Source organism: Terrabacter sp. BE26, assembly GCF_041941675.1.
Taxonomy (GTDB): Bacteria; Actinomycetota; Actinomycetes; order Actinomycetales; family Dermatophilaceae; genus Terrabacter.
In genome coordinates this window covers 931,027-953,809 of record NZ_CP090122.1, presented here as the reverse complement: position 1 = coordinate 953,809, position 22,783 = coordinate 931,027, and the positions used below count along the sequence as shown (strand labels likewise).

Below are 22,783 nucleotides of genomic sequence, written 5' to 3'. Positions count from 1 at the left end.
CGACGCCGGGCCGCGCCAGCGGTTCTGCGGGAGGATGCTCGGGTGATCCTGCACCTGCGCGCCGCCGTCGAGCAGCTGTATGCCGTCCCGCCCCCTCGCTTCACGCCGGTGCGTTCCGAGCTGGTGGCCCAGGCGAGGTCGGCAGGGGACAAGAAGCTCGCCGCGTCGATCGGCGCACTGCGCAAGCCCACGGTGGCTGCTTGGGCGGTCAACCACTTCGTGCGGGAGCACGCCGACGAGGTCGAGGAGCTCCGGGCCTTCGCCGAGCTGCTCCGCGAGGCCCAGCGCACGCTCGACGCGGACCAGCTGCGGGTGCTCGGTCGCGAGCGGGCCAAGCGGGTCGACGCGGTCGCGGACCGCATCGCCGAGGTGGCGGCGCAGGAGGGGCAGCGGCTCGGTCCAGGGGTCTCCCAGGAGGTGCGCGACACCCTGACGGCCCTCATCGCCGACGAGAGCGCCGAGGCCTCGGTGCTCACCGGGGCTCTCGTCAAGGCCCTCAGCTACTCCGGCTTCGGCTCCGTCGACGTGGCAGACGTCGTCGCGCTCGGCGGCGACGCGGCGGACGGCCGTGACGCCGGTGAGCGCCCTTCCCTCTCGGTGCTGCCCGGCGGCGGAGGCGAGACCGTGGACCTCGAGGAGCGGCGGCGCACCCGCCGGGCCGCCGAGAGGACCCGGCTGCAGACCGCGCTGGAGGCGGCGCGCTCCGAGCTGCGCTCCGCCGACCGGCAGGTCGCGGTGCTGACGGCGCGCCAGGAGGAGGTCGTCGAAGGCGTCGCCGACCTCGAGCGCCGCCTCGCCGCCGCACGGGCGCGGCTCGAGAAGGTCACGGGCGATCTCGAGGAGGCCGGCCGCATACGCGACCAGCGGGAGCAGGAGGAGGCGGCGGCACAGTCCGCAATCAACGAGCACGACCGCGACGAGCACGACGCCGGCGGCGACGGGTGAGCTCACATGCGGGGCGGCGACGCGGGGGCGCTGTCGATTTCGTATCCGCGCAGCCGACCGTGTAGTGTCACGGTCGCACAACAGGTCGACGGAAGGCGTCTCGCGACGGCTTCAGCTCGTCGGCCGTGCCCCAATAGCTCAGTCGGCAGAGCGTTTCCATGGTAAGGAAAAGGTCTAGGGTTCGATTCCCTATTGGGGCTCTGGTCGGTCGCTTCCCCGTCCGTCCGCCGCAGCCGCGGCGGGCCGGGGGATCGGCAGCCTTGGCGGGGTAGCTCAGCTGGTTAGAGCGCACGACTCATAATCGTGAGGTCGCGGGATCGAGTCCCGCTCCCGCTACCACTTCCGCGCGCACCCGGTCCGATTTCTCGAATCGTCCGGGTGTCGCGTAGCCTTGGACGTCGCGCCTGCGTGTCACCCCGGGTAGCCCTCGGGACGCGTGACGCCCCGCGCGACATCCGTCGCAAGACGACAGATCACCGAGTACGTTCCCGAAAGAGCAGGTTGCCGTGGCCAGCAAGAGCACTGACGTCCGTCCCAAGATCACGATGGCGTGCGTGGACTGCAAGGACCGCAACTACATCACCAAGAAGAACCGTCGGAACAACCCCGACCGTCTGGCGATGAACAAGTTCTGCCCGAAGTGCGGCCACCACACGGAGCACCGCGAGACCCGCTGACTCCCAGCGGCGTCCGTCGCACGTCGAACACGCTCCCTCGGCCCAGCGGGCCGGGGGAGCGTCGTCGTCTGCCCGCCCGCAGACGCCGTGAGGCCGTCGACGGTGCCGCTCGGTAGGGTGCGCGTATGCCGGTGAACGCAGACTTCCAGGGGCGGGTCTACCCACCCACCGAGACCTACCGGGTCAGTGCCGCCAAGATCCGAGAGTTCGCCGAGGCGGTCGGCTCGTCCGACCCGGTGCACGTCGATGCCGACGTCGCCCGGTCCCGGGGCTATGCCGACGTCATCGCGCCGCCCACCTTCGCGGTCCTCATCGCCCAGCAGTGCGACGGGCAGCTGATCCGCGACCCCGAGGCCGGCATCGACTTCTCGCGGGTGGTGCACGGCGAGCAGCGGTTCGTCCACCACCGTCCGCTGACCGCCGGAGACGCGATCGTGGGCACCCTGCACGTCGACACCGTGCGCGAGGCCGGCGGCCACTCCATGGTCACGACCCGCACCGAGCTGGCCACCGAGGCGGGCGAGCCCGTCTGCACGGCCACCTCGACCATCGTGATCCGAGGAGCAGAGTGATGAGTGCCCAGTCGAGCAGCCCCGTGGGCGTCCGAGCCTTCGACGAGGTCGCCGTCGGCGACGCCCTGCCGCCCGTCACCGTCCACGTCGACCGGGCCCGCCTCGTGCAGTACGCCGGGGCCTCCCTCGACCGCAACCGCATCCACTGGGACGAGCGGTTCGCCAAGGAGGTCGGCCTGCCTGACGTCATCGCCCACGGCATGTTCACCATGGGCTCTGCCGTCACCCTCGTCACCGACTGGGTCGGCGACGCGGGCCGTGTGGTCGAGTACGGCGTGCGCTTCACCAGGCCGGTCGTCGTCCCCTACGAGGCCGGTGCCGACATCGAGGTCTCCGGCGTGGTCAAGGCCGTCGACCCCGACACGAGGCGCGTCACCGTCGAGCTGACGGCCACGGCGGCCGGCGAGAAGGTCCTCGGCCGGGCCCTGGCCGTCGCCGTGCTGGCCTGATCGGTCGGTTCCCCGCGTGCTCGAGCAGTCCGACGTCCCCCTGTCCACCCTCACGACGATGCGCGTCGGCGGCCCGGCCGCCCGCGTCGTCACGGCCACGACCACCGACGAGCTCGTCGACGCCGTCCGTGAGGTCGACGATGCCGACGAACCCCTCCTCGTCGTCTCCGGCGGCTCCAACCTCATCGTGTCCGACAACGGCTTCGCGGGCACGGTGGTGCGCGTCGCCACCTCCGGCATCACGCCCGAGTCGGCCGACTACTGCGGCGGGGCCGTCGTGCGCGTCGCGGCGGGAGAGGTGTGGGACGACGTCGTGGCCCGGGCCGTCGAGGAGGGTTGGGCCGGGGTGGAGGGCTTGAGCGGCATACCCGGGCTCACGGGCGCCACGCCGATCCAGAACGTCGGCGCCTACGGCCAGGACGTCTCGCAGACCATCGCGCAGGTGCGCACCTGGGACCGCCAGGAGCAGGCCGTGCGCACCTTCATGAACGCCGACTGCGCCTTCACCTACCGCCACTCGCGGTTCAAGGGCCACTCGCGCTACGTCGTGCTCGACGTGCTCTTCCAGTTCGAGGTCGCCGACCTGAGCCGCCCGATCGCGTATGCCGCCCTCGCCAAGGGCCTCGACGTGCCGCTGGGCACGCGCGTGCCCCTCTCAGACGCCCGCGACGCGGTCCTCGAGCAGCGCCGGGCGCGCGGCATGGTGCTCGACGAGGCAGATCCCGACACCTGGTCGTGCGGCTCGTTCTTCACCAACCCGATCCTGGGCCGCCACGAGTTCGACGAGCTGGTCGAGCGGGTCGGCGACCGGCTCGGCTGGGAGGGGCCCACGCCGCCGCGCTTCCCCGAGGCCGACGGGCGGGTCAAGACCAGCGCGGCCTGGCTCATCGAGCACGCCGGTTTCGACAAGGGCTTCGGCCTGCCGGCGCCGGCGTCCCTCTCGACGAAGCACACGCTGGCGGTCACCAACCGCGGCGGGGCGTCCACCTCGGACGTCCTGGCCCTGGCGCGCCAGGTGCGTGACGGCGTCCGTGACGCGTTCGGCGTGACCCTCGTCAACGAGCCGGTCCTCGTGGGCGAGCAGCTCTAGGGCTCGGCCCGGCACTTTGCTAGGCGTGCGCCGGCGCCCGCACGTGCCCCGCGCGTGACGGAGCCCGCTACTTCGTCAGGACGACGGAGAAGCTGTTGGCCGGGATCTTCTTGCCGGTCGTGCTCACCTGGTAGGCGGGCCGGTTGAACGCCAGGCGCAGTGCGCTGCCCGTGCCCCGGTCGACCTTGAAGAAGACCCAGCCGGACGTCGTCTGGGCGCGCTTCGCCGGCTTGAGGGCGGTGGCCCCCCACCGCTTCCCGAACTCGGTGGTCGGGGTGACGGTCTGGGCCGGCTTGGCGGCCACGAGCGCCAGCATCGAGGGGTCGAGCGAGGCCGAGAACCGCGATCCGGCCTGCATGGTCACCCAGACCCCGATGATCTCGAACTGCTTGGCCCCGACCGGCTGTCCGGCGGGCCAGGAGAAGTTGCGGACCACCCGACGTGCGGTGAGGGTGTGCCCCAGGGTCGGGTCCTTGATGCTGGCATTGACCGTCGAGGAGACCGACCGCTGGGCCGGAGCCTGCGTCGTCGCCGGGGCCGCCGCGGCCGTGGTGGGGGCCGTCGTCGTGCTCGACGTCGCGGACGAGGTGCTCGCAGGCGTGGAGGCGGTGGCGTCGGCCGCTCCCGGAGACCCGCCGCTGCATGCCGACAGTGCGACGACGGGGGCCACGAGACCGACGGTGGCCAGACGTCGCAGACGGGCGCCGGAAGCGGTGGACGGGCGTGCGGGGATCAGGGCAGAAGTCTTCATCTTCCGACCAGCATGACCGGCGGCACCGATCCGGGGCAAACTCAGCCCTGCCCAGGCGCACACGGCAACCGGCCGCTGCACCGCACGAGCAGGGCCCGGCGTGCCCGTTACATCCCGATCAGCGGTGTGTCCGGTGTCACCGCGGCCGGCTGGAGCCAGAGCTCGAGGTCGGCGAGCGCAGCCGTGCGCAGGCGGCTCGGCATGCGACTGCCCTCGAGCGAGGCCCGGGCCAGCCCGGCCAGCCCCGGGTCGTCGAAACCGAGGTCCCGCGCCGCCGCATACTGCGCCGACAGCCGAGATCCGAAGAGCAGCGGGTCGTCGGCCCCCAACGCCACCGGGATGCCGGCCTCGACGATGGCCCGCAGCGGCACCTCCTGCGGCTGGGCGTAGACGCCGAGGGCCACGTTGCTGCCCGGGCACACCTCGAGGGTCACCCCAGCCTCCGCAACGGCGTCGAGCACCTGGGGGTCCTCCACGCAGCGCACCCCGTGGCCGATCCGGTCGGGGTCGATGTGCTCGAGCGTCTCCATGACCGACTGGGCCCCGAGCAGCTCGCCGCCGTGGGGCACGAGAGCGAGCCCGGCTCGCCGGGCGATGGCGAAGGCCGGCGCGAAGTCCGAGACGAGGCCCCGGCGCTCGTCGTTGGACAGGCCGAAGCCGACGACGTCGCCTCCCTCCTCGCCCGCGTACCGGGCGGCCAGGCGCGCCAGCGTGCGGGCCTCGAGGGGGTGGCGCATCCGGCTGGCGGCGACGACGATCCCCACGCCGATGCAGCCCGCCGCGGAAACCTTGCGAGCCTCGTCCAGCACGATCTCGAGGGCGGGGGTGATGCCCCCGACGAACGGTGCGTACGACGTCGGGTCCACCTGCAGCTCGAGCCAGCGCGATCCCTCGGCGACGTCGTCCTCGGCTGCCTCGCGCACGATGCGGCGCATGTCCTCCTCGCCGCGCACGCACGCCCTCGCGGCGTCGTAGAGACGCTGGAAGCGGAACCAGCCGCGCTCGTCGGTCGCGCGCGCGAGCCGCGGGGGCCAGTCGGTCAGGAGCGCGTCCGGCAGTCGAATCCCGTGCGACGCGGCGAGCTCGCGCACGGTGCCGATGCGCATGGAGCCGGTGAAGTGCAGGTGCAGGTGCGCCTTGGGAAGGTCCTCGACCGGACGCGTCATGCGGGCCAGTGTGTCATCCCGGTTGCGCCTCTTTCGCGCGCTCCTGTCTCGAGAGCGCGCGAGACAGGGCGCGACTGGTCAGGCCTCGTCGGGCTCGTCGGCGATCTCGTCGATGATGTGCACGGCTGCCTCTTCGGCCGAGGCGGCAGCGCCGTCGATGCCCACATCTTTGGCCCACATCTGCTTCTCGTCGTCCTCGTGGACGCCCTCGTCGTCGGCCACCAGGCGGCCGGCGCGACGGTCGCCGACCTCGTCGTCGCCCAGCCAGTCGTCCTCGGCCGCGATGGCGTCGGGGTCGTCGCCCCCCATGCGCTCCTCGTCGAAGCCGCTCTCGTTCTCGGGTGCGCCGTAGGCGGTGTAGGGGTCGGGCTCCTCCTGCAGGATGCGCTGGTCGATCGTCTCGTCGAGCGACTGCTCGTAGGCGGTCGTGCCGAAGGCGTCGGTGCCGCGCTCCTTCTCGGGCGGGGAGTACCCACGGTCCAGCGGGTCGTCGACGTCGGGGTCCTCCTCTCCTTCGAGGTTCGAGGGCTGGTCCTCGTCGTCGACGCTGTAGCTCGTCAGGTCGGTGTCGATGTTCTCTCTGGAACCGGTGTCGCTCATCGCGAAGCTCCTTCGGTGGCGGGGTGCGTGGGCTCCTGCGACGACGCGGAGCCGTCGCCCTGTCCCCCTACCCCCGCGGCCCGGTCGGCGACCAGCTTCTCCGCGGCCGCCAGTGCCACGCACGTCGCGACGCCGGCCATGGCGGTGCGCACCTCCGCGAGGACGGGAAACGTCGGGGCGAGGCGGATGTTGCGGTCCCGGGGGTCGCGCCCGTGCGGGAAGGACGCGCCGGCCGGGGTCAGCGCGATTCCGGCCTCCTTGGCGAGGGCCACGACACGCGAGGCCGTGCCGTCGAGCACGTCGAGGTTGACGAAGTAGCCGCCGGTCGGGTGGCTCCACTGCGCGATCTCGAGGCCGTCGAGTCCGGTCGTCAGCGCCTCGTCGACGGCGGCGAACTTGGGGGCGATGATCTCGCGGTGGCGGCGCATGTGCGAGCGGACGCCCTCGGCGTCACGGAAGAACTCGACGTGGCGCAGGTGGTTGACCTTGTCGGGGCCGATCGAGCCCATCGCGAGGTGCCCGAGGTACCACTTCACGTTCACCTGGCTGGCGGCGAGGACGGCGACGCCCGCGCCGGCGTAGGTGATCTTGGAGGTGGACGCATACATGATCGGGCGGTTCGGGTGCCCGGAGGCGGCGCTGAGGCTGAGGATGTCGGCGCTCTTGGCCTCCTCCTGCGTCAGGTGGTGGAAGGCGTACGCGTTGTCCCAAAAGATCGTGAAATCGGGCGCGGCGGTCGGCATCGCCGCCAGGCGCGCGGCCACCTCCTGCGACACGACCGCACCCGAGGGGTTGGCGTAGGTCGGCACGATCCAGATGCCCTTGATGCTCGGGTCGTCCTTGACGAGCGCCTCGACGGCCGACATGTCGGGCCCGTCCTGGTGCATGTCGACGGTCACCATCTCGATCCCGAACGACGCGAGCATGGAGAAGTGGCGGTCGTAGCCGGGGACCGGGCAGATGAAGCGGAGCTTCTCCTCCTGGCTCCAGGGCCTCGGGGAGTCCACACCGCCGAAGAGCAGGAAGTCGACGATCGTGCTGTACATCATCGACAGGCTCGAGTTGCCGCCCGCGACCACCTGCGACGGCTCCACCGAGAGCAGCTCGGCGAAGATCTCGCGCAGCTCGGCCAGGCCCTCGAGGCCGCCGTAGTTGCGCACGTCGACGCCGGCGCGGTCCTTCGTCGTCGACGGCAGGCGCAGCAGGTCCTCGGCGAGGTCGAGCTGCGCCGACGAGGGCTTGCCCCGGGTCAGGTCGAGCTTCAGGCCGCGGGACTGCAGGGCCGCGTACGCTGAGCGCTGCTCGGCGAGGAAGCCGGCCAGGTCGTCGTCGGACAGGGACGCGAGGGAGGTGCGCGGGTTCGTCACGTCTCGATCCTGCCACTGCGCGGGCAGCCCGGACGGCCCGGTCCGTATGCCGGTGGCCCGGCTCCCAGCGACCCTGCGCGACGCCTTTCCCGTCGGTTCGCCTTGGAGTGCATCCGTCCCGTATGATCGACGCTCGGACGGCTTCGCTGGCCATGCTGACGCATGCCGTTCCGCCGGAGGCACCCAACGTCTGCGGCGAAGGGCAATAGCTCAATTGGTAGAGCACTGGTCTCCAAAACCAGCGGTTGGGGGTTCGAGTCCCTCTTGCCCTGCGCATCCCGGTGATGTGGTCGTCGTGCAAGGCGGCACGCGGCTTCTGTCCGGACGTGGACCTGATGTGGGTCTCGCGGTCCGGGCGCCTGTCGCGGGCCGACACCCAGGCAGAAAGAAGGAATCGTGACGGAGACGAGCGCCAAGCGCGGGTCCGGCCGTGCCGACAAGGCGCACGGCGGCAACCCGGTGTCGCGCCTCTTCAGCGCGATCAGCCTCTTCGTGCGCCAGATCCTCGACGAGCTGCGCAAGGTCGTGCGGCCCACGGGCCCCGAGCTGGTGCGCTACACCACCGTCGTGGTCGTCTTCGTCGTGATCATGATGGCGCTCGTGTCGGCCCTCGACTTCGGTCTGACCAGGCTGATCTCCTGGGTCTTCACCGGCTCGACGAGCTGACGGACCCGCCCGGGTCAACGGGATGTCACCGCCAGCCGCGATCGGCTGGTCCACGAGCAAGGAAGTAGGTCAGAGCGTGTCCGAGCAGTTCGCCCACGAGGGCGCCCCGAACGGCGAGAGCACCGAGAACGACGTCGTCGACCCCGCGGTCGAGACCGACGAGCTCTCGGCGTCCGACGTCGAGTCGGGTGCTGAGGACACCCGCGCCGACTCCGACTCCCACTCCGATGAGGGCGGCGTCGCCGTCGAGTCCGACGAGGCCGGCGCGGCTGGCGACGATGACGCCGTCGAGCCGGTGGCCGAGGGGAACGGTGACCCCGTCGCCGACTTCAAGCGCGACCTGCGCATGAAGGAGGGTGACTGGTACGTCATCCACTCCTACGCCGGCTACGAGAACCGCGTGAAGGCCAACCTCGAGACGCGCATCCAGACCCTCAACATGGAGGACTTCATCTTCGAGATCGAGGTGCCCATGGAGGAGGTCACCGAGATCAAGAACGGCCAGAAGAAGCAGGTCCGCCGGGTTCGGATGCCCGGATACGTCCTCGTCCGCATGGACCTCACCGACGAGAGCTGGGGCGCGGTGCGCCACACCCCCGGCGTCACCGGTTTCGTGGGCAACGCGCACCAGCCGGTGCCGCTGTCGATCGACGAGGTCTTCACGATGCTCGCCCCGAACTTCGAGGCTGCCGCCGCTGCCGAGGGCACCGGCGCCGCCGCCGCGTCGTCCGCGCGCAAGGACGTGCGCGTCCTCGACTTCGAGGTCGGCGAGTCGGTCACCGTCATGGAGGGGCCCTTCGAGACCCTTCCCGCCACCATCTCCGAGATCAACGCCGACACGCAGAAGCTCAAGGTGCTCGTCTCGATCTTCGGCCGGGAGACCCCGGTCGAGCTCTCCTTCGCCCAGGTCGCCAAGATCTGACGAAGGTCGTAGGACCTCGCGCGGCTGACCGCGCGAGGACATGCAACCGGGTCATCGCCCATCCAGCACCACTGGCGTCGGCCCAGCAACACAGAAGGTAGGCAACCATGCCCCCCAAGAAGAAGGTCTCCGGCTTCATCAAGCTGCAGATCCAGGCCGGACAGGCCACGCCCGCCCCGCCCGTCGGCCCGGCCCTGGGTCAGCACGGCGTGAACATCATGGAGTTCGTCAAGGCGTACAACGCCGCGACGGAGGCCCAGCGCGGCAACGTCATCCCGGTCGAGATCACGGTCTACGAAGACCGCTCGTTCACCTTCGTCACCAAGACGCCGCCGGCCGCCGAGCTGATCAAGAAGGCTGCGGGCATCCCCAAGGGCTCCGGTGAGCCGCACAAGACCAAGGTCGCCAAGCTCAGCCGCGAGCAGGTCCTCGACATCGCCCGCCAGAAGATGGAAGACCTCAACGCCCACGACGAGGAGATGGCGGCGCGCATCATCGCCGGCACCGCTCGTTCGATGGGCGTCGACACCGAGCTCTGAGCCAAGCTCTCCGCTCGAGCGTCACCCCGGCCCCACGGCATACGGACCGTATGCCGTTGGGCCACGTGGGAGGGCCAGCGCTGGTCCGCACCACGACTCCACCACCACGCAAGGAGCAGTACATGAAGCGCAGCAAGAACTACCGCGCAGCCGCCGAGCTCATCCAGCCCGGCAAGGTCTACGCCCCGCTCGAGGCCGTCCGCGTCGCCAAGCAGACCGCCAAGGCCAAGTACGACGAGACCGTCGAGGTCGCCATGCGCCTCGGCGTCGACCCGCGCAAGGCCGACCAGGCCGTCCGCGGCACGGTCAACCTGCCGCACGGCACGGGCAAGACCGCCAAGGTCCTCGTCTTCGCCAACGGCGACAAGGCCGAGGCCGCCCGTGAGGCGGGCGCCGACTACGTCGGCTCCGACGACATGCTCGAGAAGGTCCAGGGCGGCTGGCTCGACTTCGACGCCGTGGTCGCGACCCCTGACCTCATGGGCAAGGTCGGTCGTCTCGGCAAGGTGCTCGGCCCGCGTGGCCTCATGCCCAACCCGAAGACCGGCACCGTGACGATGGACGTCGCCAAGGCCGTCGCCGACATCAAGGGCGGCAAGATCGAGTTCCGCGTCGACAAGCACGCGAACCTCCACTTCATCATCGGCAAGGCGTCCTTCGACGAGTCCAAGCTCGTCGAGAACTACGCCGCCGCGCTGGAGGAGATCCTGCGTCTCAAGCCGTCGAGCTCCAAGGGCCGCTACATCGAGAAGGCCACCGTCTCCACGACGATGGGCCCGGGCATCCCGCTCGACTTCTCCAAGACCCGCAACCTCCTCGAGGAGGAGCAGGCCTGATCGCCTGAGCTTCTCGATCGAGAGCCCGTCGCCCCTTGTGGGTGGCGGGCTCTCGCCGTCTGTGCCTGGGTGGGTGGGCGCCGTGGCGCCCGTAGCCGCTCGCGGCGTGTGGTCGGTCGCGACACCGACCACCGCTCGCGGCGTGGGGCGTCGACGGGCGTATGCGGTCACGCGTGCTCACCGGGACACGCGCCCGTCGCCGATGCCGCTCCCGACGGCCGGCACCGCTCTCTCAGCGGGAACCCGACGGCCGGCACCGCTCTCTCAGCGAGAAGGTGGCCTCGACCCTCTTCCGTGCGTGGCTCTGAATTGGGCGGGGGCTCCGACGGGCGAGGTAGGGGGTGCCGGGCTACGGTCGACGGATGAGTCGTCACAGCGCACGCACAACGACACGTTCACGCTGGGTCCTCGGCGCCCTCGTCGTGGGACTCCCACTCTCGCTGCTCCCGGCCACGGCTGGGGCACAAGCCTCCGTGGCGCCGGCGAAGGCGCCTGGTCACGACCGCGGTTGGCACGGCACGCCGGGAACGCTGCCCAAGGTCCCGGTGATGACCGGGTCGGGGGGAGCGGTCAGCTCGGTCGACCGCGACGCCTCGCAGGTCGGCATCGACGTGCTGGCACGCGGCGGCAACGCGGCTGACGCGGCCGTCGCCACTGCTGCCGCGCTCGGTGTGACCGAGCCCTACAGTGCGGGCATCGGTGGTGGCGGGTTCCTCGTCTACTACGACGCGAGGACGAAGAAGGTCTCGACCATCGACGGTCGCGAGACGGCGCCCGCGACGTTCACCGAGAACACCTTCCGCAACCCGGACGGGTCGCCGATGGACTTCAAAACGGTGGTCAACTCGGGGCTGTCGATCGGCGTGCCCGGGACGCCGGCGCTCTGGGCCAAGGCCCTGCGCGACTACGGCACGCTCTCGTGGAACGAGGCGCTGAAGCCGGCGGAGCGGCTGGCTGCGAAGGGGTTCGTGGTCGACCAGACCTTCCACGACCAGACCGCACAGAATGCCGCCCGCTTCTCGAAGTTCCCCGAGACGGCGCGCGTCTTCCTCCGGGGCGGTAAGGCTCCCGCCGTCGGGTCGGTGTTCGCCAACCCCGACATGGCCAAGGCGTACCGCACGCTCCGGACCCAGGGCGTCGACGTGCTCTACCGCGGGCGGCTGGGCGAGGCGATCGTGCGCGAGTCCAACGCGCCGCACACGGCCCCCGGTGCCAGCGTCATGGGTGGCCAGATGACACTGCGCGATCTGGCGGCCTACCGGGCGCTGACGAAGGCGCCCATCCACTCGCAGTACAAGGGACTCGACGTGTTCGGCATGCCGGTGCCGAGCTCCGGTGGCATCGCCGTCGCCGAGATCCTCAACCTGATGAAGGCCTACGAGCGGCGCACCGGCACGCCGACGTCGCAGGTCTCCGACGTGCAGTACCTCCACCGGTTCTCCGAGGCGTCCGCCACGGCGTTCGCCGACCGCAACCGCTACGTCGGTGACGTGCCGGGTGTTCCCGTCTCCGAGCTGGTGAGCCCGGCGTTCGCGGCGGAGCGGGCCTGCCTCTTCGACCCGGCCAAGGCGCAGCCGCGCCCCATCCCCTTCGGCTCGCCGGACGGCAGCTACACATCCTGCGCCCGGGGCACGACCGCCCAGAAGGAGCCCTACGAAGGCCTCTCGACGACGCACCTGACGGCAATGGACCGCTGGGGCAACGTCGCCTCCTACACGCTGACCATCGAGCAGACCGGTGGCTCGGGCATCACGGTGCCGGGCTGGGGATTCCTGCTCAACAACGAGCTCACCGACTTCAACTTCGCCCCGCTGACGCCTGGGGTCCCCGACCCCAACCTGCCGGGTCCGGGCAAGCGACCGCGCTCGTCCATGAGCCCGACCATCCTGCTCGAGGACGGCAAGCCGTTCCTCGCCGTGGGCTCGCCCGGTGGCGCCACGATCATCACGTCGGTGTCGCAGACGATCCTGGGCTACCTCGACCGCGACCTGTCGCTCGTCGATGCCATCGCCGCGCCGCGCCTCTCGTCGCGCAACGGGACGTCCGAGGGCGCCGAGCCGGCGATCCTTGACGGTCCCACCGGTGCAGCGCTGACTGCGATGGGCCACAAGCTCGCGTCGGCCGGCACACCGAACGAGATCGGCGCGGCCACGGCCACTCGCAGCTTCGGGCACAACAGGTTCATGGCGGCAGCCGAAACCGTCCGCCGCGGCGGTGGCTCGGCCATGGTGGTGCACCCCGACCGCTGACACGACGCCTGCACCTGCAGCGAGGCGAAGTGCCCACTCGACTCACCCGTCGAGTGGGCACTTCCACGCCTGGGGTGAGAGCGGTTTCCTTCATCGAGTGGGCAGCTCGCCGGTGTGAGTGCGCGCGGTGCCGCGTCCGCGTCGACGTCAGGCCGGCTGGGGGGTGGGCCAGGGCCAGGCGGTGCAGCCGTTGAGGCCGTACGTCTGCTGCATCATCACGGGTGCGACCCGGCCCTTGCCGCCGCAGTACTCGTGCGGGTGGCCGATGCCGTGGCCGACCTCGTGGTTGACCAGGTAGGTGCGATAGGCCGCGACGTCGCTGCCGTAGGCCTCGGCGCCGAGGACCCAGCGTCGCAGGTTCAGCACGACGCGCCCGCCGTTGTGGCAGCTGACCTGTCCTCGGGTCTCCAGGGGCGCGCACAGCCGGTCGGTGGTGTCCGGGCTGGCGAGCGTGATGTGGAGGTCGACAGGAGCGCCCTTCGCGGCCTCGGCCGGAGACACGTCGACGAAGCGGACGCCGTCCTTGGTCTGCCAGCCGCGAGGGTCGGTCAGGACAGCCCCGACCGTCGCGGCGAACTCCTGGCCGGAGACGTCCGTGCCGCCCTCGACCTCGACGGTGTAGCGGACCGTGCGTCCGCTCGACGGCTCGGGGCGCAGGGCGGAGGCGGGCATCGCGACGACCGTGAACCGGCCCGAGCCGGACTCGATGACCGCGCCCTTGTCGTCCTTGCCGTCGCCCTTGCCGTCTGTCCTGCCGCTCTTGCTGCTCTTGCCGCTCTTGCCGGCCGCGCCCGAGCGCGCGGGTGAGCTCCCACTGGCCTGTGAGTCGGTGGCAGCGTCCGGCACCTGCTCTGCCTGGTCGACCGGCGGCACGGCCGAGGTGGCGGTCGCGGCGGCACGCGAGACCACTGGAGCGGGGCGGTCGGACACCTGCTCACGGGCGGCGCCGGCGGCCGAGACGGACCAGATGTCGGCTGCGATGCAGAGCAGCACGGCCGCACCCGCCCACGAGCGCCGACGGCGGATCCCCCGCCGCCGCGCCGCGGTCGGGCGGTCGCCTCCATCGCCACTCGCCATGTCCGTCACGCTAGGACACCGACCGGGTGTCATCCGGGAGCCCGCGCCGGACGCGCGGGCCCAGGGTGGGCCGGTGGGCGCTGCCGGATCCGGGGGTTCGCCGATTTGGCCCGCGGCGACCTTGCCCGTACTGTGGTCCACGACCAATGACCGCCGGTTGGAGGCGTGGGCAACCACGATCTCCCGAAGGTTCCGCACGACGCGGGCAGCCAGCGCAGGACACTCAGCCTCACGGCATACGTGATCGTATGCCGCTGCGAGCCCCGAGCGCCCTGCGCCGGGGCTCTTTTCGTGCAGGCCCTCCGGGTCCCCCCACCAGCGGCACCACGCAAGGGAAGGAGGCCCAGATGGCGAACGCCGAGAAGAGCGCAGCCATTGCCGAGATCACGGAGAAGTTCCGTGAGTCCGGTGCGGCCGTTCTCACCGAGTACCGCGGCCTGACCGTGGCCCAGCTCTCGCAGCTGCGCAGCTCGATCCGGGAACACGCCACCTACGCCGTGCTCAAGAACACGCTCACGGAGCGCGCCGCGAAGGAGGCCGGTATCACGGCCTTCGACGGCCACCTCCAGGGCCCGTCGGCCATCGCCTTCATCACCGGTGACCCGGTCGAGGCGGCCAAGGGTCTGCGTGACTTCGCCAAGGCACACCCCCTCCTCGTGATCAAGGCTGGCGTCCTCGACGGCAAGCCCCTCGGTCCCGAGGACATCACGAAGCTCGCGGACCTCGAGTCTCGCGAGGTTCTGCTGGCCAAGCTTGCGGGCGCCATGAAGGGCTCCCTCACCAAGGCCGCCTACCTCTTCGTCGCTCCTCTGTCGCAGACGGCCCGCGTGGTCGACGCCCTGCGCCAGAAGCTCGAGGAGCAGGGCACCGCCACGCCGGCCGCTGCGGCCGACGAGGCAACCACCGACGTCGCCGAGGGTGGCGACGAGAGCTGAGCGCTCCCGCGCACAGCTCGACTTCACAACACGCCACTCACGGCACTATCTAGGAAGGAAGCCACCATGGCGAAGCTCAGCACCGACGAGCTCCTTGACGCTTTCAAGGAGATGACCCTCATCGAGCTCTCCGAGTTCGTGAAGCAGTTCGAGGAGACCTTCGAGGTCACCGCTGCTGCCCCCGTTGCCGCCGCTCCCGCGGCCGGTGGCGGCGCCGCTGCCCCCGCCGAGGAGGAGGAGAAGGACTCGTTCGACGTCGTTCTCGTCGCCGCCGGTGACAAGAAGATCCAGGTCATCAAGGAGGTCCGCGCGCTCACGAGCCTCGGCCTCAAGGAGGCCAAGGACCTCGTCGACGGCGCCCCCAAGCCCGTTCTCGAGGGTGTCGACAAGGCTGCGGCCGAGAAGGCCAAGGAGCAGCTCGAGGGCGCTGGCGCGACCGTCGAGCTCAAGTGATCTGACCCGGCTGAGCCGGGATCACTGCTCTACCGCGAAGGCGGGTCCGACCATCTGGTCGGGCCCGCCTTCTGCTTGTCTCGGGGCCGCGGCGCTCGAAGGGTCGCGCTGCGTGACGGCGCTCGCGGCGTGGAGCGTCGACGGCCGTCCCAGCCCACCGCTCAGTTCGTATGCCGGGTGGCCGCCGCGGATGCCGCTCGCGCCGCCACGCCCCGCTCCCTGCGGAAGCAGTCGCCACGAATCGGCCCGTGCGCCCGCTTTGCCCGCTACATTCAGGCGACTCGTCGTCGATCAGGGGATCCGGTTCACATGTCTTCAAGGCTTCGTCGCGCCCTCGCTGCCTTGGGCGCCGCCCTCGCACTGGGCGTGTCCACGTTCATCAGCCCGACAGCCGGTGCGGCTGACGTCAATGGTGTCGCGCCGGGCCCGATCCTCAAGGCGTGCTTCAACCTGCGCGCGGACACGAGCAACGACAGGTTGATGAACGGCCCGTACACCCTCGCCGTGTACTCCACGGAGGCCCAGCTGACGCAGGACGTCGTCTTCCCGGGAGAGGCGATGGTGGCCTATGAAGCGCTCAACTGGATCAAGTCCGACCTCAGTTCGCCGCCCAGGGCCACGGACCGGACGTACCTGGCTCTCCACTGCAACGGTGACCTGGCCCTCCGGAGGTCGAACGGCACGTTGCTGTGGCACTCCAACACGGCGAACCGCGGGGTCACCCGGCTCGCGCTCACCAACGGCGGCAACCTGTTGCTCCTCAACGGCGCAGGGACGGTGGTGTGGCAGGCGGGCACGGGCTCGTCGACCATGCCGGCGAACTCGGTCCTGGCGAGCAACCGCAAGCTCACGAGCGACCGTGACATGGAGCTCTTCGGCGTCCGGAGGTCGTTGAGCATGCAGACCGACGGCAACCTGGTCCTGCGGGAGAACACCAAGGTGGTGTGGCAGTCGAACACGCATGTCCGCGGTTCACGTGCCGGTCTGACGACGAAGGGACAGCTGGCCGTCATCACCCCGCAGGGGCGCTACATCTGGATGAGCCGTCCTGTCGGCGCGCGGCACTCGTTCCTGGATGTCGGGCTCGGCGGAGTGTACGAGCTCGTCAACAACAACGTGACTCCTGTGTGGGGCTTCCGCTGATCATGGGTCGCTGCAGGTTGTCATGCCTGGGAATCCGCTCCTTCCAGCGCACGAGTCATCGAGCAGGGGAGATCCACCGGATGCCAGGAGTGCTGCGTCGGGCGCTCGCGGCCGTGGGCGTAGCCCTGGCATTGGGCAGTGTGTCCACCGTCATGGGCCCGACAGTCGGCGCCAAGGCCGCCACTGTCGCCTCGCCGGGGCCGACCCTCAAGGCGTGCTACCACCTCAAGGCAGAGACAAACGCAGACCGGCTCGTCAACGGGCGGTTCGTGCTGCGGCTCAGCTCGGACCTCCTCCAGATCGAGGAGACGGCCTGGCTGAACGGGCCGCAGGGACGCGACTACACCTCGACCGGCACCTGGTTCCGTGACGACCCGAACGGCTTCCACCAGGCCGACCACGACCAGACGCTTCTCGCGTTCTACTGCAACGGCGACCTCGCCCTGCGTCACTCGGACGGGGCGCTGCTCTGGCACTCGGACACCGCGAACAAGGGCGCCACCACGCTGGCTCTGACGAGCGGCGGCAACCTCGTCATGACCAACGCCTCTGGGAAAGTGGTGTGGCAGAGCGGTTCGGGCAGCGTGGTGCTGCCCGCCAACTCCGTCCTGCCGAGCAACCGCCGGCTCGTGTCCGCGTGGGCGGACCAGCAGGGTGCTCCGGCCCGGAGCCTGAACATGCAGACCGACGGCAACCTCGTCTACCGGGTCGGCACGGCCGTCCGGTGGCAGACCGGGACGAAGGTGCCCGGGTCGCACGCCGGCGTGACGACCCGGGGGCAGCTCGTCGTCGTGGCCCCGGACGGCCGGGTGCTGTGGAGCAGCGGCAAGACGGGCTCGAGCTACTCAGCTCTCTACGTCAGCCCGTTCTGGATCGAGCAGTACTCCCCGACCATCGCGACGATCTGGTGGTCCGGAGTTGCCTGAGCGCCGTCACATGCCGTCCACGCCTCGCCGTGCAGCAACCGCTGTCGTTGCGGCCCTGGCGCTTCTCGCAGCGCCCGAGCTGACCCTGCCTGCCCACGCCGCCCCGGGCCCCGTACTCAAGGCGTGCTACAACCTGCGTGCGACGACTGAGAACGACCGACTCGTCAACGGGCCGTTCTCGCTCGTGGTGCATTCCGAGGGTCTGGACCTCGAGCAGATGGTGATGATGAACGGGGACAGAGGGCCACAGAACTACCTCACCACCACCTGGTCGCGTGACAACCCGACACCGCCCTGGACATCGACGGACCGGACCTACCTCGCGCTGTACTGCAACGGTGACCTGGCCCTCCGTCGCGCCGGCGGCACCTTGCTGTGGCACTCGAACACCGGGGGGCGCGGGATCGTCCGTCTCGCCCTGACCTCTGGCGGCAACCTCGTGCTCCAGAATGCGACAGGTGCCACCGTGTGGCAGGCGGGCACGGGTCGGGCGGCCATCGCCGCGAACTCGATCCTGCCGAGCAACCAGAAGCTGACGACCGACGCGTTCGTGGCGGGATACGGGGAGCACCACAGCCTGAGCATGCAGACCGACGGCAACCTCGTCTACCGGGCCAACTCGACCGTGAAGTGGCAGAGCAACACCCACGGCAAGGGCGCATACGCACGCCTGACGACGAAGGCGCAGCTGCAGGTGGTCGCGCCGGGCGGCACGCTGCTGTGGAGCAGCCGCCCGACGGGCACGACCTACTCCGTCCTGGACGTCAAGACCATCTACCAGTGGTGGCCCACCGAGAAGCTGGTATGGGGTCCCGGCCTCTAGCTCCTCATCGTGGGACCTGCGCCGCGCGCGAATCCCAACAGGCCGTGCGTGGTGGTCAGGAGAGGGCTCATCAGAAGCCGGCGCCGGGGTTGAGGATGCCCTGCGGGTCGAGGGCGTGCTTGATGCGGTGGGTCAACGCCATGACATCCGGTCCCAGCTGCTCGGGCAACGCCGCGCGCTTCAGGCGGCCGATGCCGTGCTCGCCGGTGATGGTGCCGCCGAGGCTGATGGCGAGGCTCATGACCTCCGAGAAGGCCCGCGCCGCACGCTCCTCGGCCGCCGCGTCCCCGGCGGGGTAGACGATGACGGGGTGCGTGTTGCCGTCACCGGCGTGCGCGACGACCGGGATCTCGACGTCGTGCCGCCGGGAGATCTGCGCGATGCCCGTCAGCAGGTCGGGCAGGCGCGGCACCGGCACGCCGACGTCCTCGAGCATGATGGCTCCACGCCGCTCGATGGCGAGGATGGCGACCCGGCGGGCGGCGACGAACAGCTCGCCCTCGGCGGTGTCCGTCGTGGTGAAGCACTCGCGGGCACCGCCGGCCTCGCACAACCGCTCCATCACGGAGATCTCCTCGCCACGGGCCGCACCCGGTGCGTCGGACTGCGCGAGCAGCATCGCCCCGGCCTCCCGGTCGAGGCCCATGCTGCGGTGGTCCTCGACGGCGTTGATCGAGGCCGAGTCCATCAGCTCCATCATCGATGCGCGCAGGGTGTTGCCGATGGCGACGACGACCCGTGCCGCGTCCTCCACCGTGTCGAAGGTGGCGACGAGGGTCGCCGGCGGCGCCTGGGCGGGCACGAGCCGCAGCGTCACCCTCGTCACGATGCCGAGGGTGCCCTCGCTGCCGACGAAGAGCTTGACGAGCGAGAGCCCCGCGGTGTCCTTGACCCGTTGGCCGCCGAGGTGCACGAGTGTGCCGTCCGCCAGCACGACGTCGAGGCCGAGCACGTAGTCGGTGGTGACGCCGTACTTCACGCAGCACAGGCCCCCCGCGTTGGTCGCGACGTTGCCACCGATGGAGCAGATCTCGAACGACGACGGGTCAGGCGGGTACCAGAGCCCGTGCTCGGCGGCCGCCTGCTTGACCTCGACGTTCAGGGCGCCGGGCTCGACGACGGCCGTGCGCGTGGCCGGGTCGATCTCGACGGCGCGCATTCGCTCCATGCTGAGCACGATGCACCCGTCGACGGCGTTCGCCCCGCCGGAGAGCCCGCTGCCCGCACCACGCGGCACGACGGGGACCCCGTGCTCGGTGGCCCACCGCACGGTGGCCCGGACGTCGGCCGCGCTCGTGGCGCGAACCACGGCCAGCGGCATACCCGCGCCGGCGTCGGCCGTGTAGTCGAAGCGGTAGGCGGCCATGCTCTCGGGCTCCGTCACCAGGGCCCCCGGTGTGAGGGACTCGGCGAGTGCTTCGAGGGCCTGGAGGTCGGGAGCGTCCGTGCTCACTGTCGTCACCGGAACACCGTAGCCACGACCGCCGGCTCCGCGCGTCCCGGGACGAGCGAGGGCGTATGCCGGCCGGCGCGGTCGCGGGCGACACGTCGCGGCCGCGACACGTCAGGGTGGGGAGCAGTCCCGGTAGGTTGACCGGCATGGGATGGCTGTCGCGCACCTTCAGGCCCGCTGGTCCGAGCTCGGAGGCTGCCCAGCCCGGTTCTCCTGCTGGCTCGCCGCCCGTGCCGGTGGCTCCGGGGGCCGGGGCGGAGGCACCCGAGGCGATCCCGCCGGCGGCGTCGGAGGCGGTCCAGGCCATGCCGGCCAAGGGGCCCTCCAGCCCGACCGGCCGCTACGGCCCGCTGGTGAGCGTGAGCCGTTTCGACGTGGCCCCGCCCGAGCTCGAGTGGCAGCTGCCCCTCAACGGCGAGCTCTACCGCCTGATGCCGGGCTCGGACCGCCCGGACTACTCGCTGTTCGTGCTCGAGCGGCCGCTGCACTTCTACCCGCCGGAGGGCTTCGACCTCGCGCGTGTCGAGCCAGGGCGGCTGGTGCAGGACCGCAAGGGCCGCACCATGGTCCGCGTCCACGCGATGCTGCTCTGCGCCCGCTTCGTCGGCCAGCAGCTGCACCCGGGGATGAAGGACCTGGCGGTGAACCTCGCCTACGTGGTCGACAACTCCTTGGCGCGCGACGCCGAGGTCGACTTCGGGAAGATCCACTTCGCGGCCATCGGGTTCCTCAGCGAGGGCCACGCAGCGCGAACTGCAGGGGAGTCGGTCGCGGCGTCTGCCGACGAGCCGGTCGAGGCGTCTGCCGACGCGTCGGTCGAGGACGGCCGGTCCATGGGGGAGGCGGCCGAGCGGCCTACGTCCTCGCACCTCTCCGACGTGCTCGACGAGCTCGCGCGGACGCTGCGCCGCGGCATCGAGGCGCAGCGGGGCACCCGCGTCGACCGACTGACCGCCGCGCTCACGATCGACCCGGAGCACCAGCTCACGGGGCTGTCGGGCAACGCCGACGGCCAGCCTCCGGTGCCCTCACCCGAGACCTTCGACCGCCTCGCCGAGGTGCTCGCACGTCTCGCCCCCCTGGGCGAGGCGGGTCGGGTGGCCGCCGTCACCGTCCGGGTGGAGGGGGATGCCGTGAGCCACGAGGTGACCGCCACCCACGGCTGAGGTCGCCGCCTCGCCCCGCCGGCAACCGACCCGAACCACCTCGAACCCGCGCGTAACTTCCCGCGCCCCCCGTCGTTTCCCCCGTAGCCGAGTCGAGACGGCAGAGAGACATGGTGGAGACCACATGGGTGTGGAGATCGCGGTCAAGGGTCTGACGAAGACCTTCGGGTCGCAGACGATCTGGCGGGATGTGACCCTCACGCTTCCCGCGGGGGAGATCTCGGTGATGCTCGGCCCCTCGGGCACCGGCAAGTCCGTCTTCCTCAAGACGCTGGTCGGGCTGCTCAAGCCGGATGCCGGCTCCATCGTCATCAACGGCCGTGACCTCACGCGCCTGCGTGAGGCCGACCTCTACGAGGTCCGCAAGCTCTTCGGCGTGCTCTTCCAGGACGGCGCGCTCTTCGGCTCGATGACCCTCTACGACAACGTCGCCTTCCCGCTGCGCGAGCACACGAAGAAGACCGAGGCGGAGATCAAGCGCATCGTCACCGAGAAGATGGACCTCGTCGGCCTCTCCGGCGCCGAGGGCAAGCTGCCGGGCGAGATCTCCGGCGGGATGCGCAAGCGCGCCGGCCTCGCCCGGGCCCTGGTGCTCGACCCGGAGATCCTCCTCATCGACGAGCCCGACTCCGGCCTCGACCCGGTCCGCACCTCCTACATCAACCAGCTCTTCATCGACCTCAACGCGCAGATCGACGCGACGTTCCTCATCGTCACCCACGACATCAACACGGCCCGCACCGTGCCCGACAACATCGGCCTGCTCTACCACAAGCACCTCGCGATGTTCGGCCCGCGGGAGATGCTGCTGAGCTCCGAGGAGCCGGTGGTGCGCCAGTTCCTCAACGCCCAGACGGTGGGCCCGATCGGCATGTCGGAGGAGAAGGACGCCGACGAGCTCGCGGCCGAGGAGGGGCAGGAGCTGCCACCGCTGCCGCCGATCGCCCTGCAGCTCGGCACGAGCGACGGCTCGCCGCGCCGCGCCCAACGCCCGGCCGGCGAGTGGTGCCGCGCCAACGGCGTGACCCCGCCGCCCGGGTCGTTCCTCTCGGACAAGGTCGGTGTCCCCGGGGTGCGCCACGACGCGGGCGCCGCGGCGTCGGCAGCGCCGACGGCCGTCCAGCCCGCGGCGACGAACGGTGCCCCGGCCGACTCCTCCCAGCTCGTGGGCGAGGTGAGCTGAGCATGGCTGCACCCCTCACCGGCGCCCTGCGGCAGTCGGGCTCGCTGTTCGCCCTGGCCCTCGACGTCATGCGGGCCCTGCCCAAGCGGCCGTTCCAGGTCAAGGAGTTCATCCAGCAGGCCTGGTTCATCGCCAGCGTCACCATCCTGCCGACGGCGCTCGTCTCGATCCCCTTCGGTGCCGTCATCGCCCTCCAGCTCGGCACGCTGACGCGCCAGCTCGGCGCGCAGTCCTACACCGGCGCCGCGAGCGTGCTGGCGGTGCTGCGCGAGGCGAGCCCGATCGTCACGGCACTGCTCATCGCCGGGGCCGGCGGGTCCGCCATCTGCGCCGACCTCGGCTCGCGCAAGATCCGCGAGGAGATCGACGCCATGGAGGTCCTCGGCATCAGCCCGATCCAGCGTCTGGTCGTCCCGCGCGTGCTCGCCTCGATGCTCGTGGCCGTCCTGCTCAACGGGCTCGTGTCCGTCGTCGGCGTCGTGGGCGGCTACGTCTTCAACGTCATCGTCCAGGGCGGCACGCCCGGCGCGTACATCGCCAGCTTCACCGCCCTGGCCCAGCTGCCCGACCTGTGGACGGCTGAGATCAAGGCACTGATCTTCGGTGCCATCGCGGCGGTCGTGGCGGCCTTCAAGGGCCTGAACGCCGGCGGCGGCCCGAAGGGCGTGGGCGACGCGGTCAACCAGAGCGTGGTGATCACCTTCATGCTCCTGTTCGTGGTCAACTTCGTGATCACGGCCGTCTACTTCCAAGTCGTCCCGCAGAAGATCTGAGGAGGCGACCATGGCGACCAAC

General features: G+C 70.7%; 24 protein-coding genes and 3 tRNA genes. 21 read left to right on the top strand and 6 right to left on the bottom strand.

What is annotated here, in order from left to right:
• The first annotated feature begins 42 nt into the window (after positions 1-42).
• The 7 genes from LQK93_RS04480 (at position 43) to LQK93_RS04450 (ending at position 3,733) form a co-directional block, all read left to right on the top strand.
• Complete coding sequence (locus tag LQK93_RS04480) at positions 43-945, top strand: hypothetical protein (protein WP_374970351.1); 903 nt, start codon at positions 43-45, stop codon at positions 943-945.
• A 127-nt stretch (positions 946-1,072) separates the two neighbouring features.
• A tRNA-Thr gene (locus LQK93_RS04475) sits at positions 1,073-1,145 on the top strand.
• 62 nt (positions 1,146-1,207) lie between these two features.
• Positions 1,208-1,284 (top strand) — tRNA-Met (locus tag LQK93_RS04470).
• 167 nt (positions 1,285-1,451) lie between these two features.
• Positions 1,452-1,622: a 50S ribosomal protein L33 gene (rpmG, locus tag LQK93_RS04465; RefSeq protein ID WP_142181354.1), complete on the top strand. Its 171-nt coding sequence runs from the start codon at positions 1,452-1,454 to the stop codon at positions 1,620-1,622.
• A gap of 125 nt (positions 1,623-1,747) precedes the next feature.
• Positions 1,748-2,194, top strand: coding sequence for a MaoC family dehydratase N-terminal domain-containing protein (locus LQK93_RS04460; RefSeq protein WP_374970350.1), 447 nt, complete (start codon positions 1,748-1,750; stop codon positions 2,192-2,194).
• Complete coding sequence (locus LQK93_RS04455) at positions 2,194-2,643, top strand: MaoC/PaaZ C-terminal domain-containing protein (RefSeq protein WP_374970349.1); 450 nt, start codon at positions 2,194-2,196, stop codon at positions 2,641-2,643. Before LQK93_RS04460 ends, LQK93_RS04455 begins: the two co-directional genes overlap by 1 nt.
• A gap of 16 nt (positions 2,644-2,659) precedes the next feature.
• Positions 2,660-3,733 (top strand): UDP-N-acetylmuramate dehydrogenase, encoded by a 1,074-nt coding sequence (locus LQK93_RS04450; RefSeq protein WP_374970348.1) that lies wholly within the window; start codon positions 2,660-2,662, stop codon positions 3,731-3,733.
• Positions 3,734-3,800: 67 nt separating this feature from the next.
• Here LQK93_RS04450 and LQK93_RS04445 read toward each other — a convergent pair whose 3' ends face one another.
• The 4 genes from LQK93_RS04445 to LQK93_RS04430 form a co-directional block, all read right to left on the bottom strand.
• Positions 3,801-4,484, bottom strand: a complete 684-nt coding sequence (locus LQK93_RS04445) for a hypothetical protein (RefSeq protein WP_374970347.1) — start codon at positions 4,482-4,484, stop codon at positions 3,801-3,803.
• 107 nt (positions 4,485-4,591) lie between these two features.
• Positions 4,592-5,650 carry an adenosine deaminase gene (locus LQK93_RS04440; RefSeq protein ID WP_374970346.1) on the bottom strand — a complete coding sequence of 353 codons (1,059 nt, stop codon included), beginning with the start codon at positions 5,648-5,650 and terminating at the stop codon, positions 4,592-4,594.
• 78 nt (positions 5,651-5,728) lie between these two features.
• On the bottom strand, positions 5,729-6,250 hold the full coding sequence (locus LQK93_RS04435; RefSeq protein ID WP_374970345.1) for a DUF5709 domain-containing protein: 522 nt from the start codon (positions 6,248-6,250) through the stop codon (positions 5,729-5,731).
• Positions 6,247-7,617: an aminotransferase class I/II-fold pyridoxal phosphate-dependent enzyme gene (locus tag LQK93_RS04430; RefSeq protein ID WP_374970344.1), complete on the bottom strand. Its 1,371-nt coding sequence runs from the start codon at positions 7,615-7,617 to the stop codon at positions 6,247-6,249. Before LQK93_RS04430 ends, LQK93_RS04435 begins: the two co-directional genes overlap by 4 nt.
• 199 nt (positions 7,618-7,816) lie before the next feature.
• Between LQK93_RS04430 and LQK93_RS04425 the strand changes: the two genes are divergently transcribed.
• From LQK93_RS04425 to ggt, 6 genes are all read left to right on the top strand, one after another.
• Positions 7,817-7,889: transfer RNA gene (locus LQK93_RS04425), tRNA-Trp, on the top strand.
• 124 nt (positions 7,890-8,013) lie between these two features.
• Positions 8,014-8,283: a preprotein translocase subunit SecE gene (gene secE / locus LQK93_RS04420; protein WP_374970343.1), complete on the top strand. Its 270-nt coding sequence runs from the start codon at positions 8,014-8,016 to the stop codon at positions 8,281-8,283.
• Between the two features lie 76 nt (positions 8,284-8,359).
• Entirely contained in the window at positions 8,360-9,205 is an 846-nt protein-coding gene (nusG, locus tag LQK93_RS04415; RefSeq protein ID WP_374970342.1) for a transcription termination/antitermination protein NusG, read from the top strand.
• A 107-nt stretch (positions 9,206-9,312) separates the two neighbouring features.
• Positions 9,313-9,744: a 50S ribosomal protein L11 gene (rplK, locus tag LQK93_RS04410; RefSeq protein WP_374970341.1), complete on the top strand. Its 432-nt coding sequence runs from the start codon at positions 9,313-9,315 to the stop codon at positions 9,742-9,744.
• Between the two features lie 122 nt (positions 9,745-9,866).
• Positions 9,867-10,580: a 50S ribosomal protein L1 gene (rplA, locus tag LQK93_RS04405; protein WP_374970340.1), complete on the top strand. Its 714-nt coding sequence runs from the start codon at positions 9,867-9,869 to the stop codon at positions 10,578-10,580.
• 362 nt (positions 10,581-10,942) lie between these two features.
• Positions 10,943-12,829: a gamma-glutamyltransferase gene (gene ggt, locus LQK93_RS04400; protein ID WP_374970339.1), complete on the top strand. Its 1,887-nt coding sequence runs from the start codon at positions 10,943-10,945 to the stop codon at positions 12,827-12,829.
• Between the two features lie 147 nt (positions 12,830-12,976).
• Here ggt and LQK93_RS04395 read toward each other — a convergent pair whose 3' ends face one another.
• Positions 12,977-13,906: a DUF3152 domain-containing protein gene (locus tag LQK93_RS04395; RefSeq protein ID WP_374970338.1), complete on the bottom strand. Its 930-nt coding sequence runs from the start codon at positions 13,904-13,906 to the stop codon at positions 12,977-12,979.
• A gap of 347 nt (positions 13,907-14,253) precedes the next feature.
• Between LQK93_RS04395 and rplJ the strand changes: the two genes are divergently transcribed.
• From rplJ to LQK93_RS04370, 5 genes are all read left to right on the top strand, one after another.
• Positions 14,254-14,841, top strand: a complete 588-nt coding sequence (rplJ, locus tag LQK93_RS04390; RefSeq protein ID WP_374970337.1) for a 50S ribosomal protein L10 — start codon at positions 14,254-14,256, stop codon at positions 14,839-14,841.
• Positions 14,842-14,907: 66 nt separating this feature from the next.
• Positions 14,908-15,294 (top strand): 50S ribosomal protein L7/L12, encoded by a 387-nt coding sequence (rplL, locus tag LQK93_RS04385; protein WP_374970336.1) that lies wholly within the window; start codon positions 14,908-14,910, stop codon positions 15,292-15,294.
• Positions 15,295-15,603: 309 nt separating this feature from the next.
• The gene (locus tag LQK93_RS04380; RefSeq protein ID WP_374970335.1) at positions 15,604-16,437 is read left to right on the top strand and encodes a hypothetical protein; all 834 of its coding nucleotides are present in this window, start codon (positions 15,604-15,606) and stop codon (positions 16,435-16,437) included.
• A gap of 152 nt (positions 16,438-16,589) precedes the next feature.
• Complete coding sequence (locus tag LQK93_RS04375; protein ID WP_374970334.1) at positions 16,590-17,363, top strand: hypothetical protein; 774 nt, start codon at positions 16,590-16,592, stop codon at positions 17,361-17,363.
• A gap of 10 nt (positions 17,364-17,373) precedes the next feature.
• The gene (locus LQK93_RS04370) at positions 17,374-18,186 is read left to right on the top strand and encodes a hypothetical protein (RefSeq protein WP_374970333.1); all 813 of its coding nucleotides are present in this window, start codon (positions 17,374-17,376) and stop codon (positions 18,184-18,186) included.
• Between the two features lie 70 nt (positions 18,187-18,256).
• Here LQK93_RS04370 and LQK93_RS04365 read toward each other — a convergent pair whose 3' ends face one another.
• A complete protein-coding gene (locus LQK93_RS04365) occupies positions 18,257-19,648 on the bottom strand; it encodes an FAD-binding oxidoreductase (protein ID WP_374970332.1) in 1,392 nt (463 codons plus the stop codon).
• A 137-nt stretch (positions 19,649-19,785) separates the two neighbouring features.
• Here LQK93_RS04365 and LQK93_RS04360 point away from each other — a divergent pair, with 137 nt between their 5' ends.
• The 3 genes from LQK93_RS04360 (at position 19,786) to LQK93_RS04350 (ending at position 22,761) form a co-directional block, all read left to right on the top strand.
• Positions 19,786-20,805 carry a hypothetical protein gene (locus LQK93_RS04360; protein ID WP_374970331.1) on the top strand — a complete coding sequence of 340 codons (1,020 nt, stop codon included), beginning with the start codon at positions 19,786-19,788 and terminating at the stop codon, positions 20,803-20,805.
• A gap of 124 nt (positions 20,806-20,929) precedes the next feature.
• A complete protein-coding gene (locus tag LQK93_RS04355) occupies positions 20,930-21,988 on the top strand; it encodes an ABC transporter ATP-binding protein (protein WP_374970330.1) in 1,059 nt (352 codons plus the stop codon).
• Between the two features lie 2 nt (positions 21,989-21,990).
• Complete coding sequence (locus LQK93_RS04350; RefSeq protein ID WP_374970329.1) at positions 21,991-22,761, top strand: MlaE family ABC transporter permease; 771 nt, start codon at positions 21,991-21,993, stop codon at positions 22,759-22,761.
• Positions 22,762-22,783: the final 22 nt, after the last annotated feature.

What these genes read in the sequence shown, in the direction of transcription:
- LQK93_RS04455 (WP_374970349.1), top strand. Translation starts at nt 2,194, where the DNA reads ATGAGTGCCCAGTCGAGCAGCCCCGTGGGCGTCCGAGCCTTCGACGAG.
- ggt (WP_374970339.1), top strand. Translation starts at nt 10,943, where the DNA reads ATGAGTCGTCACAGCGCACGCACAACGACACGTTCACGCTGGGTCCTC.
- rplA (WP_374970340.1), top strand. Translation starts at nt 9,867, where the DNA reads ATGAAGCGCAGCAAGAACTACCGCGCAGCCGCCGAGCTCATCCAGCCC.
- rplJ (WP_374970337.1), top strand. Translation starts at nt 14,254, where the DNA reads ATGGCGAACGCCGAGAAGAGCGCAGCCATTGCCGAGATCACGGAGAAG.
- rplL (WP_374970336.1), top strand. Translation starts at nt 14,908, where the DNA reads ATGGCGAAGCTCAGCACCGACGAGCTCCTTGACGCTTTCAAGGAGATG.
- LQK93_RS04395 (WP_374970338.1), bottom strand. Translation starts at nt 13,906, where the DNA reads ATGGCGAGTGGCGATGGAGGCGACCGCCCGACCGCGGCGCGGCGGCGG.
- LQK93_RS04350 (WP_374970329.1), top strand. Translation starts at nt 21,991, where the DNA reads ATGGCTGCACCCCTCACCGGCGCCCTGCGGCAGTCGGGCTCGCTGTTC.
- LQK93_RS04375 (WP_374970334.1), top strand. Translation starts at nt 16,590, where the DNA reads ATGGGCCCGACAGTCGGCGCCAAGGCCGCCACTGTCGCCTCGCCGGGG.
- LQK93_RS04370 (WP_374970333.1), top strand. Translation starts at nt 17,374, where the DNA reads ATGCCGTCCACGCCTCGCCGTGCAGCAACCGCTGTCGTTGCGGCCCTG.
- LQK93_RS04360 (WP_374970331.1), top strand. Translation starts at nt 19,786, where the DNA reads ATGGGATGGCTGTCGCGCACCTTCAGGCCCGCTGGTCCGAGCTCGGAG.
- LQK93_RS04355 (WP_374970330.1), top strand. Translation starts at nt 20,930, where the DNA reads ATGGGTGTGGAGATCGCGGTCAAGGGTCTGACGAAGACCTTCGGGTCG.
- LQK93_RS04440 (WP_374970346.1), bottom strand. Translation starts at nt 5,650, where the DNA reads ATGACGCGTCCGGTCGAGGACCTTCCCAAGGCGCACCTGCACCTGCAC.
- LQK93_RS04445 (WP_374970347.1), bottom strand. Translation starts at nt 4,484, where the DNA reads ATGAAGACTTCTGCCCTGATCCCCGCACGCCCGTCCACCGCTTCCGGC.
- LQK93_RS04435 (WP_374970345.1), bottom strand. Translation starts at nt 6,250, where the DNA reads ATGAGCGACACCGGTTCCAGAGAGAACATCGACACCGACCTGACGAGC.
- LQK93_RS04460 (WP_374970350.1), top strand. Translation starts at nt 1,748, where the DNA reads ATGCCGGTGAACGCAGACTTCCAGGGGCGGGTCTACCCACCCACCGAG.
- LQK93_RS04380 (WP_374970335.1), top strand. Translation starts at nt 15,604, where the DNA reads ATGTCTTCAAGGCTTCGTCGCGCCCTCGCTGCCTTGGGCGCCGCCCTC.
- rplK (WP_374970341.1), top strand. Translation starts at nt 9,313, where the DNA reads ATGCCCCCCAAGAAGAAGGTCTCCGGCTTCATCAAGCTGCAGATCCAG.